The sequence below is a fragment of the Pseudomonas sp. MIL9 genome, assembly GCF_016887925.1.
Lineage (GTDB): Bacteria > Pseudomonadota > Gammaproteobacteria > Pseudomonadales > Pseudomonadaceae > Aquipseudomonas > Aquipseudomonas mohnii.
Map to the genome: position 1 here is coordinate 1 of NZ_JAFEHE010000027.1, position 12,304 is coordinate 12,304.

Genomic DNA, 12,304 nt, shown 5'->3' on the forward strand with positions numbered 1-12,304 from the left:
AATGCGGCAGAGCGTGCGATCAGGCCCTTCGTTGTCGGGCGCAAGAACTGGCTGTTCAGCGACACGCCCAAAGGCGCAGCGGCCAGTGCTCAACTTTACAGTTTGGTCGAGACGGCTAAAGCCAACGGCCAAGAGCCCTATGCGTGGCTGCGCCACGCACTTGAGCGCCTTCCGACAGCTTCTTCGGTTGAGGATTACGAAGCTTTACTGCCCTGGAACTGCTCGCCGGTATCGTATAGTTAAACGCGCGATCCATCTTGATCGCTGGTGGGGTTTACGATGAGTTTAAAGAATACAAGCGGAGCAACGATCATGGAGTACGACAATAAATTGATTGAAGAAGCCGTGCTTGCCCTGTTGGTAACCTTCAGTTTTGATAACGGCAATGCTTGGAAAGGGTTCGACTTCGAGACCATGAGCCGATTGCATGAACATGGTTTCATCAGCAATCCGGTGAACAAGAACAAATCGATTTGGTTGACGGCTGAAGGGCTGGAGCGCGGCCGGCAGATAGCCGACCGGTTATTTGGGGTAAGAACTCAAGTGGAGCATGAATCCGACTTGGATACCTGACTTCATACCACGGCCATACGGTAGGTGGGGTTTATGGATCGCATACGATCAAGCCATTTGTCATCGGCCGCAAGGCTTGGCTGTTCAGCGATACGCCCAAGGGCGCCACGGCCAGTGCGCAGATATATAGCCTGGTCGAAACCGCCAAGATCAACGGCCAGGAGCCCAGTACGTGGCTACGCCACGTACTGGAACGGTTGCCGCATGCCTCATCGGTCGAACACTACGAAGCCTTACTGCTGTGGAACTGCACGCCAGAGATGCCACGGTGAGCCGTTGCCCCGTCTTGCGGTAGGTGGGGTTTATGGATCGCATATTGCGATATTATTCTCAGATCCCTTTTTTGTTTGGAATGGCTACTCTAGGTTGTAAGGAATATCCAGCGAAATGCTCGGGTTTAGTTTAGAAAGCCACGCACACCCTTCCTGTATTAGCGTCATTCTCAATATGTATCTTCCGTTGTGGTTCGGGTATTCCACGAGTACGGGGACTTCTGTGCTTTCTCCTGGATCAAGAGATGTGGGTAGAAAAGATCGTATACCTTCCTGTATTGCTTGGGTGCCATCTGAGCTCATCCAAATATAGCTGGCATTGACTGAGCCTGCCCCGCGAAATGGTGAGAAGGTTTCGTTTTTTGATGTGTTTGTGATATGCAACGTTATTAAGTTCCTCTTTGGGATTATCGATGAGAGGACAGGGAAGGGGGGGGAGATTTTGCTGTTACTTACTATCTCAAGCGTAGCCGATGGGTTTACTAAGCAGCCTGGTTGCTCGGATGAGAAATTCGCGTTGGATTGGCTGGATAGCGAGGTAATAGGCGCTTGTATCCGCTTCCAAATAGAGTGGCTAGAAAAACCTGTGTTAAGTATGGCTATGAGTAGAAAGTAAAATGGTATATCTCTTTTTTGTGATGTGTGTGCAAATAAGGTAAAAAAACACAGAACAGTGCCTGCTTTGATGTATCCAACAGGTTCCCAGAACATTACATCGCCGAGGGCGCTATATAGCAATGCTATAGCCGTGAACCCTATAAGGGTTCCGATATATTCACCGTTGTCAGTAAGGAGCTGATTATAGCTTCTATGGATTTGTCTTGCAGTGCTGTAAATGACAATAATTAACATGAGTGAAAATAGTGTGATGCCGATGGCTTGGTAGAATTTCGGTGTGGTCGATGTTAAGTCGCCATAGTGTGCAACTGTCCGGCCCATGGCACTTTGGCTGGCATATTTCATTGCACTTTCGAATGGGAAGGCGAACTGAGATGATGGTGCATATGCACTCGGCCATGTGCCAAGACGGTAATGTATGTAAAAGTGCCATGCGCACATGCACAGGATTACAAGCATATGAGGCGAAATTTTCTTAAGTATTTTATTGATCAGTGAAATATAGTCATCAGTCGGTGGATTTTTAAACTGTACGAGAGATGTTGATATTAAGATTAGTATCGGCAATAAAACGTATACCTCTCTGGATAAGACAGCAAGCGACATTGAAATAACGTAAGTACAGTACCTTTTTGAAGATAAAGCTGTTACTGCGATTATCAAAAAACCGTCAGCTGCTCCGTCGGTAAAGCCATATACAATAGTAAATAATGGTGCTCCTCCCATAGACCATAGAAGCACCCAATAAGGTTTGTGCCCATGCTTGAATAAAAAAAAAGCAGCGGAAATTGTAGCTAAAAGAAGAACGAGCACAGAAGCGACAAAGTAGTGAGTTGGTGAGACCCAATTTGAAAGGGTTAGGGTTGAAACTATTTTGGCAGTAATTCCCAGTCCGATGCGCTGATACCGATATGCAGGCATGTCTAGATGGCTGGTCGTATCTTTTAATATTAAGGGGTCGTCGGAAATAAAGTAATAAAACTCACCATCCCAACCTGGATTATCTTTTCTCGGATTTAAGTGCGCCTCATATCCGTGAAGTTTGATATTGTTAGGAGCCGCCCACATTCCGCCGGGTTGTAGATATTGATCGAACTGCCCCAAGAGAGGGCCATAGGTATTGGCTAGTGCCAGGACCCAATAGAATGAAGCGGTTATCAGAAATGTTGCAAATATATGTTTGTATTTATTGGCTTTTTTTAGGAGGTTTAAAGGCGCTTGCATTGCAAAGTCCTAGAGTAAAATGGTAGTGACGATTGACTGCTTTATTTCAGCTTCACGTTTCATTTTTGGTCTCTGATCTTCCTAAGACTCGGCGTCTGATCGAGTGGTTCCTTGTGAGAGGGAAAAATCTTTAAGTTTCCGCTTTAGTTTACATCAAAATGAAGGGCTATAATGATTTAGCTGTATGTTTGAAGTGAAAGGCCGAGTTGAGACTAGCTCAATCTTCGGCCTGTAATTGCTTATCCGTTGTTGAGCTCAAATCCTATGGTTTCTGCAATATTAGGGTTTGCATTATAAAACCAAGCACAGCCTTCTTGTACGGGGCTCAATTTTAGGCGGTAATGGCCTTTATCTTTCGGCAAATAGCTGATGACAGTTACCGTGACGGATTGGCCAGGCGGGAGTTCAAAAGGCAGTGCAGAGCGAACACCATCAGTGACTGCGACACCTTGATCATCAATCCAGTTGGAGCTCATGTTAACATTGCCAGCGTTTCTTCCGGAGACAAAAGATTCATCACTGGTGTTAGTTAGGTTGAGCGTTATAACTATCTTGTTTTTGGCGCCGAATGCATTGCTTAAGAAGCTTGCTTTGTGCAGTTTGATGTTGTCGATTGTTATTTGCGCGTCATATTTTTTTAGGCAAGAAAAGCTACGCGTTTCGTTGTTTTTTGACATGTTAGTTATGTTGTCATCGGGGGGGAATGGCAATAGCCTCGCTCTGAAGTTATATGTGGATGTGGCCATTATTGAAGCTATCAATGCTAGATAGATAATTGTTTTTGTTTTTTTTCGGGTCGTCGAAGTTTCCAGCATTAAAGGTATAAGGAAAAAAAAGACTCCGATGGCTTTCAAGTATCCGCTGTAATGTGCTATTACCGTGGCGCCGAAGCAGAGATAGATTGCTGTGAGCAAAATGCAAGTTAACGCCGCGCCTTTGATGAAATCAGGTGCTTTGTTTTTGTTGAGGAATAATGTTCTTATTGCAAGACTAAATGTAATTATTAAAATAATTATGAATACTAAAAGTGATGCCGCTTCTGCATAGGCTGGAAGTCCACGACCAAGCAGTAGATGATTTCCACTTACGCCTGAAATGAAATATTCAATCCATGCCTTGAGGGGGAAACCTAAAATACCTTCAACTTCTTTTGAATCCAATTTTTTGAAGTGAAAATATACATAGGCGTGCCAGGCGGTTGTTATAATTATGGGGAGGGTAAGCCATGTTAGGATGTACTTTGGAATAAGCCTTGAGGTGTTGCTGATCAGGCCTTTAATGCTTTTGTCTGGAAAGATGCTTAAGGTTTGTAAGTAGTTCAAGAGTAATATAGATATCGGAAATATTATGTAAACTTCTCTAGATAGGGCGGCAAAAGTGAAGAGTATGCTCGATATAAACCGTCTTTCGCTGAACCAGGTCAGGAACGCAATGATAAGGAATGCATCAGCTGCTGCGTCAGGTAATGCGTTGAATAATGTTATTTGGGTTCCGATACTCAAAGCCCATAGCAGGATCAATTCCGGAGGTGCACCACGATTTACAAATAAACGAGCGCCGGCCCAAGTGGCAATTAGTAGTAACAAGAAGTAGCTTGAAAAAAAAACGGCAGGCGATACCCATCTTTTTCCTATTGATTTAGCAATTATAGCTGTATAAAGCGATAAGCCAATTCGCTGATATCGATAAGGGGGGGTGTCTATGTGGGCAGCGGCATCTTTGGTGCCAAAAATGTCGTTTGACATGTAGTAGTAAAATTGTCCGTCCCAGCCAGTATCTTTATCTCCTTGATATAGTGGCTTCACACCATGGTTTTCGATGTTCTTTGGAATTCCGAAAATTTCGCTTGATAATATATGGTTATCTATATTGCCATTTAGCGTGCGTTCATAATAAAATCCAAAAGATACTAGTGTGTAGATTGAAAAGATTAATGTGATCAGGAATGGACGCCAATGCCTATTCGAGAGTGTGTCCGTAGATTTTTCTTTCATCATTATCTTGCAATGCTCATTCGATACTGTTCTGCATCCCAGTTTAGCAACTCTGCGATTTGTTTAGGCGTGAGACTATGAAGGCTTTCATTGCCTTGTAGTCTTATCAATACGTCGTAATAGCATCGGAGTTGTACGCGTTTTGCGATACTGAAATTTTCCTTTATGTATACGCCAGTATTTTTTATGAAGACAAGGTCAGGTGTCTCTTTATTGTTAAGTATGGATGAAAGAAACTGGTCTTTGCTTGTGTAGGTGAATGGCCGGGCGCCTAAGAAAACAACATGGTCAGGATATAGTGCCCATTGTTTTTTTAGTGAGTAAAAATACTCTGGATGGTGCACTAGTTCATGTATTTCGTTGTCAGGGAAAAGTATATATGTGGCTTCTGGACCGGTAGTGATGGAGTCGAAATCGATCTGTTTATTGATTTGTCGAGGTAAGGTTGCTTTGAGCCCATCAATGAGTATGTTTAGAGTTGAAAATATTTCATCTGTCGAATCTCCTCCAATAACCACGCCATGGTTCTGTAAAAAAACCACATTCGCATTTTTTAAGCTAAGTGCATTGTTTACTACGCGCGCTAATTCTTCGCCCGGCTTCTTGTATTCTGCGTATACCCATTGAACAGATTTCGGGATGTGAGTCTCAAATAGGTCGACGAAATTGTTTTTTACTAGATGGAAAAGTATCTCAATGGCGTGCAGGTGCGCAACAACCCTGTGAGGCATAAGTGCATGCAAAATTGTTTCAATAGAAGGCTTGAGCGATGTCTCGATCAGCAACTCCGGTTTGGCTGAAAAGTCACCAGAAGTTATAGATGAACGTAGTTTGGATAACGCAACTGGGACGAAAATGTCTTTTTCTTGTGCTTCGGCTAGCCAAGTACCTGATGCCTTGATCCATAAAACATCTTCATCCTTCCAAGAGACATTTCCGCCCGCGCCCTGTACTAAGAGCGGGTCGGCCCCTATATCAGTACAGAATTTTTTGACAGAGTCTCTCAGAGCGCTCGGATTAGTGGTCATATTCATTCTCCAAGTCTGGAAATTAAGTTTCGAAGTTCACGAAACTCACTAAACGCAGCATCAGGAGCATTTTCTCCAACCCCTTGGGGCGTTCCTTCGTGGATTTTTTGTAGGGTGACTGCATTGATTTTTTCTCGACCACCCCGGATGTCATTGATTGGATTGTCGCCAATCATCCAGATGCAATCGCCTTTAGGGCGCATTTTTTCCAGAGCGATTTCGAAGGGGGCTGCGTGGGGCTTGTCGAAGCCAGCTTCTTCGCTGGTGACGATGTAATCGAAGTAATGATCGAGCCCGAAGTAAACTACTTTGCGGAACTGGATCTGGGCCGTCAGATCGGTAACGATGGCGGTAGGAATGCCTAGCAGTCTCAGGTCGTCCAACAAGTCTTTTACTTCATCGAACAGCACGGCGTTGCTGAGGAAGGTGCGCCAGTAGGTCTGTTCGAAATCCAGAGCCAGTAGCACTTGAGAACCCAGGCCCATGATCTCGAGCATGCGCTGCAGGTACAGAAGACGGCTATGGGACGATGCGGTGTGTTTCAGGCGAGTTTTTACCTGTTGACGTGCGTCCTTGAAGGCTGCGTCAAACACTTCCGGTTTGATGGAAAAGGTATTGACCACTTTGTCCCTGACGGCTTGCTGTGCAGCGGCATGTGCCGGATCGTAGGGGTACAGAGTATTGTCGGTGTCGAACAGTATGGCGTCGGGGAGGCGATTGAATCGCTCAGGTGCAAAAATCTTCACTATATAAACCGTTTTGTCAGTGCTTGGTTGATATGGGAGAGGGTAATCAGTTGCATTAGCCCCATGACGCCGTCTTGCCATTCTGGTTTTAGGTCGAGGAATTCGAAGACGCGTGGGCAGATCATCCGCGCGGCCATTTCGATGTCCTGGGCCGATGTTTCGCCCTCTATGGTCAGCTCGACTTCATTCGCGTCGTTACGTGTTGACATGTCGACATGCAGACCGCAAACACCAACCAGTACTCGGGTGAGCGAGAGTTCGTTCAGGCCGTTACGTGAGCGCGCTACGATCTTGAAGTGCAGGGGGTGGTTTTTGCCGGCCCCTTCCAGAATGCGCGGATGAATGGGCTGCAAGGACAGCACCAGGTCTGCATAAGCGGCTTGTGGGCGAATAAAGCGTGCCGAGTCCGGCTCTCTGCGTTCGAAGGAGGCCAGCACCTTCTCTTCGGTGTGCCCGCGCTGATGTACGTCGCGCTGAAGCTTGAAGTGGCGCCTCAGGCCTTCGTCGATGTCGAGGTAAACACTCAAGTTGTAGCATTCGCGAAGAATCGGCATGTACAGCGCGTGCAGGCCGCTGGCAATGATAAAGTCATTACTCTTGATCATGAAGGGGCGGCTCATGCGGCCGGTTTGATGATCGTAGTGCCGGGAGTGGATATTCTTCGAGTCGGTCAATGCCACCAGGTCATTGGCGAAGCCTTCGAGGTCGTTGGCCATGGGGTTCAGGTGAGTCATGACCTGCCACATGGGTTTTTGACGGTCCCACAAATGGTAGTCATCACCGGAAAGGGTTGTGACCGAGTGGCCACCAAACAGCCCTTTTATCGCATCCGAATAGGTATCCTTGCCTGCACCAGAATCGCCGGCCACGCCGATGACGAATGGTTTGCGGCTGAGGCGGAAGTAATCGTTGCGGCTGACGGACTCTCGCCAGATTCGAATGGCCAGAACTACGCCTGTCGCGACCATCGCTGTGTGAACCAACGATGACAGTTTGCCGGCGAACAACCATTGGCTGGCCGCTTGCGGCAGCCATGAAGTCTGCTCGACGATCAGTTTGGCGTCCGGGGTAATCAGTAGAGCGCTCACCACATAGAGCAGCGAGAAGATCCCGGTGATGGCGACCGCAACCCGGTTGCTGGCTGCCTGATAGGCCACCAAGGAAGGGATGGCCCAGATAAACCATCCAGGGGACGCCGGCGTCATCAGGACAACGAGCAGGAAAACCAGGCCGAGCATGGAGTGGAAGAGCTCGAAGTTCGGACGTTTGATCCGCCAGGCAGCATAGAGCATCAGCAAGTAGGCGAGGGGTACTACGTAAAGGAGGGTGGTATCTCCGATGCTGAATGCCAGCTTGTAGACTTTCCCTATTTCCGGGTTGTTGAGGAGCATGCTGACGCCTGCGCTGGACAACAGAAATGGCAGGATCGTCACTGCTGCACCCACGGCCAAGCCGATCAACAAACGTGGCAGATGCTGGCGCAGAGATCGGTTGTGTTGCAGGTAGATCAGGAAAAACGGTAGTGCCAGCACCATGCTCAGCTTGGCCGAGATCGCAGTGACAAATATGAGCCCTGTTAGTATCAGTCGTGCACGCTTGAGGAAGTAAAGTGATCCTGCAAGCAAGAGTACCGGGATGAGGTCGTTGAACCCGAGTACATAGCTACCAACGATCACGATCGGCGACAGCCAATACACTGCGATCAGCAATCTATCGCGGTTGGGAACAATCTTTCTGAGTGCGTTCAGAAGCAGGAGGTCTGCGCCAATCAGTGTCAGGCCGTAGCCGAGTATCAGAGGGAGCGAGAGCGCCTTGCATAGCAAAATCGCGGGCAGGAAAGCCGCCCACATGACATAGCCATAGGGGAACGCAGTAATTGCGCCACCTTGATCCAGCCATGTTCCCCACGGGTTCAGTGTCAGCGTGTTGGTGCTGGTGTCCAGGAATGGCAGATACCACTCGGTCACTGGTGTGGGGGCTATCCATAGTACAAGTACAAGACGAAGCACCAACCCGATCAAAAAGGTCGGGTGGCAAAGAAGCTTTATATTCATTCGATCGCAGCCAACGTTTCCCAGAGGTCCGGTCGTTTGGTGCAAACCGCTTCGGCAACGATATTCCGGTCAGCTAATAGTTTTACCAGCATTGGAATCTCTGTTTCGGCGTTACGGCCTTGGAGTTCCGGGGATACCAGGCACAGTTTGAAGCCCGCATCCTGCAATCGCTTGGCGTCGTCATGGCTGAGTGGGAATTGGGTGAAGCAATCAACCCACACCCAATCAACCTTGCCTGCCAGCGTCAGTGCCGTTTCAATCGATTCGAATTCGGACACACGGACGGCGCAACGGCGTTCGCCGGCTTTGGACCACTTGATCAGGAAAGGAAAGGACTGATCAAGGAAGAAGTAATCTTCGATCCCCTTGTCTTTCATTAGCGCGATCAAGCGTGCTTCCAGGCCTTCTTCCTTGACGTTCAGAATCAGTGTTCCGTGCCGATAGTCGGCAATCCACTCGTCAAACGATTCACCTGGTACGCAGGGATCGTGGTGGATAATCAGGTCGTTACCGTAGCTGCGGATATCGACTTCAATGCCATATTTTCCTTCGGTGGCATTGAGTTCCTGACGGGTGTTACGCCGATGCGAGATGAGTTTCATGTCCTTAGACTCTTCTTAAGTTGCAAACTGAAATCAACAGTTCTGCGAATGAATTTTCTTTTGGCTGCCCAGTTCACGTTCCAGTGTGAAACGCCGTGGGCGCGCTCACCAAAACGCACAGCAAACCGATAAACCTTCAAACCCTGCATGTGGGCTTGGTAATACGCATAGAGGTCGAGTGCAAAATCCGATGGGGCTGCCTGCCAGCGCTGGAAAAAGGCTTTGGAAAACATGGTGGGCTGAGCGTTTATATCCCACATCGGTTTGCCGAGCAGAACGGTTTCGAAAACGCTCATGCCGAAGGTGAACACGACATCGGCCAATGGTCGGCCGAAGCGACGTCCTTTTACGAAAATGTCTGGCCCATGCTGGTCAAAGTACGCAAGGCCACGCAACGCATCCATCGGGTCGGTTTGCAGGTCTGCATGGGTCCAGCCGAGAATCTCGCCTTCAGCTGCACGCAGGCCGGAAAGAATGCCGAAGCCATAACCTTGATTGACCTCGACCCGAACGCTTCTGCATCCGGGGTAGGACGGTAACAGGCGCTCTAAAACCTGCGGACTGTCGTCGGTGGAGCCATTGTCGACCAGAATCACCTCTACGCCAGGTTGTTCGACCAGGCCTTTGCAGCGTTCCAGCAGCAGTGGCAAATTGGCCGACTCGTTGTAGCAGGGGATGATTAGCGAAAACTTCATGACTTCTCCGTAAGGTTGCTGGCCTTGAACACGAACAACTTCATTCCAAGGAAGTTGAGAACGGCCGATACACCCGTGGCAATCAAAAATGCAACTGGGACTGCAATAGGCAGCGTGCTGAGCAGTGCCAGGCATCCGGCGTTGACCAGAACGTTGGCGCCTAATGTGATTGCATACAGCAGGACAAAGCGCCATGCGCTGCCAGGTGCATGCTCCTGGTGGCCGAAAGTCCACACCTTGTTGGCAAAGTACGCAAACAGGGTGCCGGTCAGAAAACCGACTGCTTTGGCCAGATCGACAGTCAACCACCCTGTCCAGACCAGGCCGCGATAGGTCAGGAAATCGATCAGGACAGTCAGCGAGCCTACGACCAGAAAGACTGCAAGCTCACGCTTGATCATGCTGTTGTGCCTGGCAGCGCGGGCACCATCGCTTGATAGCGAGACTCCAGTCCGGCAATGGCGTCTTGCGGGATTCGACCATCGTTCTGCAGCCGATAAGGGTGACCTGCCCACTTGTGGAAACAGGACTGCCAGTATTCGAAAGTACGCAGGTCGTTCGGGGTACCCCATGACAGGAAACTATCGACTTCGAACAGTTCGCAGCGCAGACCCGATTCGATGGCATCATTAATCGTCGAGTCAATGTAGAACTCGCCATTGATACGACCGTCACGCTGAATCAGCCGCGAAACCACATTCCGGAAGTCTTCTGCGCGGCGGAATGTGAAGGTTCCCAGTACGATCGGATCTGTCGCCGGGGATTCAAGTGGGGTCTTCACGGAGATTCGACGAATCCGACCGCTCTCGGCATCGATCCAGCCAAACATTTGCGGATGACGGATAGCATTTGCATGCCCTCTCGCGCCCCACACAATCACGTCTATCTCAGGGTTGTCGACCAAGGCCTGAAATGCCTGTTCATCATAAAGGGCGCCGTTGTCGCAGGCACCAAAGGTAATAGGGCCTTGAACATCCGTGACGGCACGCTCCAGAGCCTCTAGCCCGAGCAGCGCGGTGCAGGCTTGGCCTTCCGTTACTTGCGGGATTGTTTCAATCACGGTGCCGGGGAATACACGCTCAAGTTCTTTGGCGATCTCGGCGTAACCGGGCATGTCCTGGCGAAGAACGAAGGCGTGGTGTTCGGCTTTGGGCAAGTCCCCAGTGGCTTGGGTGACCATGGGTTTGCCTGACACCGGGATCAGCGGCTTGGTCAGTGCATAACCCTCATTTGCAAAGCGCTGGCCCATTCCCGCCATTGGGATCACAAGGGCGCCTGTCGGGGAAGTCTGCGAATGCTTCAGTTGGCGGTTCATCGTTTCAAAAGCCGCCGACCAGCCGTTGTATTCCCGGACGTCATCCGGCGTACCCCATTGCATGAAATGCTGGAGGGGATAAACCGCGACGGGCCGTTTTTCCGCCAGCAGAGGTTTGTAGGCCAAGCTGACGTAGTACTCGCCACCGACATTGAGTTGCTGGTCCATGGTGTTGCGGAACGCTTCGCTCATGGTTTTGCCCGAGTCGAAGTAATAAGTCCCACTGGATGCGAACTCTTCCATGCGATTGTCGGTGTAGGGTTGCTTCTCTTGAATGTCCTGCACCCAACCCTGCGTTTCGCGGATGTAGGCATAGTTCGTGCTACCCAGGGTGTGCGGGTGAAAGCCTTTATAGGCAGGGATTGCACCGACGCATGCCGTAGTCTTTACGAATTGCTTGAAATGCTGCCAATCCCAGTAGCAGGTAAAATCGCAATAGTTAACGATCACCGGGCTGTCGGGTTTTATCAGGTGCTCTACCTGGCGCACGGCATGGATCGGCCCGAGTTTATGAGCCGGAATGCCAATAACCTGACCAGTAGGGCAGTAATGCCGCAGGATAGAAGCCATGCGGTAATCAGGGTTGTCCAAGTGGTCCTGATTGCAAATAAAAATAAAATCCGTTTCACCGGGAAACATATCTATGACATGCCCAATGATTGGCTTGCCGTCTATTTCAATAAGGGGCTTGGGCACCGTGTAGCCGGCCCGGCGGAAGCGTTCGCCGAAACCTGACATTGGAATGATTATCTGCACGATATACTCGTTTACGTACTGTGTTGACGTTAAGGTTGTACACAGACATTGTGCCAACCATGCGATCAATAGCAAAAAAGGTTGTATTCTAGTCCGAAGCTATGACGGCGTCATCCTTTTTACCTCGCTAGAGAAAGTTTGATCACGTCGCGCTGCGGATGGGCTTGATTACCTTGATCAGGCTACATTACCTGAAGGGCGGTAGTGATCCGTCCAGTGTATCCGTTGTTATGCGGGCTGATTGTCCTAAGGTGGCGCAATTAGGGGTATCGCTTCGCGGGTCGTCAAAAAACTGCCGATCCTCCCTAGGATCAACATCTGGCTGGTTAAAACTCAACTGAAGGTCATGGTACAAAGTGCTCTGGGTAACGCGTTAAATCATCTGGCGAACAACTGGATCCGGCAGGAGCGCTATGCAGAACCTTTT

11 protein-coding genes and 1 pseudogene are annotated in these 12,304 nt (G+C 49.3%); 3 read left to right on the plus strand and 9 right to left on the minus strand.

What is annotated here, in order from left to right:
• The 3 genes and pseudogenes from JQF37_RS25445 to JQF37_RS25455 form a co-directional block, all read left to right on the plus strand.
• A partial coding sequence (locus JQF37_RS25445; protein WP_204149783.1) for a transposase domain-containing protein occupies window positions 1–243 on the plus strand: 243 nt, incomplete at its 5' end.
• A 69-nt stretch (window positions 244–312) separates the two neighbouring features.
• Window positions 313–573 carry a DUF6429 family protein gene (locus JQF37_RS25450; protein ID WP_204149784.1) on the plus strand — a complete coding sequence of 87 codons (261 nt, stop codon included), beginning with the start codon at window positions 313–315 and terminating at the stop codon, window positions 571–573.
• A gap of 47 nt (window positions 574–620) precedes the next feature.
• Window positions 621–845: pseudogene (locus JQF37_RS25455) on the plus strand (transposase domain-containing protein); the annotation flags it as partial.
• Window positions 846–929: 84 nt separating this feature from the next.
• On the opposite strand, the gene JQF37_RS25460 reads toward JQF37_RS25455, so the two are convergent.
• The 9 genes from JQF37_RS25460 to JQF37_RS25500 form a co-directional block, all read right to left on the minus strand.
• The gene (locus tag JQF37_RS25460; RefSeq protein ID WP_204149785.1) at window positions 930–2,687 is read right to left on the minus strand and encodes a hypothetical protein; all 1,758 of its coding nucleotides are present in this window, start codon (window positions 2,685–2,687) and stop codon (window positions 930–932) included.
• Between the two features lie 239 nt (window positions 2,688–2,926).
• On the minus strand, window positions 2,927–4,684 hold the full coding sequence (locus JQF37_RS25465; protein WP_204149786.1) for a hypothetical protein: 1,758 nt from the start codon (window positions 4,682–4,684) through the stop codon (window positions 2,927–2,929).
• Window positions 4,684–5,709 (minus strand): class II aldolase/adducin family protein, encoded by a 1,026-nt coding sequence (locus JQF37_RS25470; RefSeq protein ID WP_204149787.1) that lies wholly within the window; start codon window positions 5,707–5,709, stop codon window positions 4,684–4,686. Before JQF37_RS25470 ends, JQF37_RS25465 begins: the two co-directional genes overlap by 1 nt.
• Before the next feature lie 2 nt (window positions 5,710–5,711).
• Window positions 5,712–6,455, minus strand: coding sequence for an HAD family hydrolase (locus JQF37_RS25475; RefSeq protein ID WP_204149788.1), 744 nt, complete (start codon window positions 6,453–6,455; stop codon window positions 5,712–5,714).
• Entirely contained in the window at window positions 6,455–8,509 is a 2,055-nt protein-coding gene (locus JQF37_RS25480; protein ID WP_204149789.1) for a hypothetical protein, read from the minus strand. The genes JQF37_RS25475 and JQF37_RS25480 overlap by 1 nt, the downstream gene beginning before the upstream one ends.
• The gene (locus JQF37_RS25485) at window positions 8,506–9,111 is read right to left on the minus strand and encodes a phosphatidylinositol-specific phospholipase C/glycerophosphodiester phosphodiesterase family protein (protein ID WP_204149790.1); all 606 of its coding nucleotides are present in this window, start codon (window positions 9,109–9,111) and stop codon (window positions 8,506–8,508) included. Before JQF37_RS25485 ends, JQF37_RS25480 begins: the two co-directional genes overlap by 4 nt.
• Window positions 9,108–9,806: a glycosyltransferase family 2 protein gene (locus tag JQF37_RS25490; protein ID WP_204149791.1), complete on the minus strand. Its 699-nt coding sequence runs from the start codon at window positions 9,804–9,806 to the stop codon at window positions 9,108–9,110. The genes JQF37_RS25485 and JQF37_RS25490 overlap by 4 nt, the downstream gene beginning before the upstream one ends.
• Complete coding sequence (locus tag JQF37_RS25495; RefSeq protein WP_204149792.1) at window positions 9,803–10,207, minus strand: GtrA family protein; 405 nt, start codon at window positions 10,205–10,207, stop codon at window positions 9,803–9,805. The genes JQF37_RS25490 and JQF37_RS25495 overlap by 4 nt, the downstream gene beginning before the upstream one ends.
• On the minus strand, window positions 10,204–11,877 hold the full coding sequence (locus JQF37_RS25500; protein ID WP_204149793.1) for a sugar phosphate nucleotidyltransferase: 1,674 nt from the start codon (window positions 11,875–11,877) through the stop codon (window positions 10,204–10,206). Before JQF37_RS25500 ends, JQF37_RS25495 begins: the two co-directional genes overlap by 4 nt.
• Window positions 11,878–12,304: the final 427 nt, after the last annotated feature.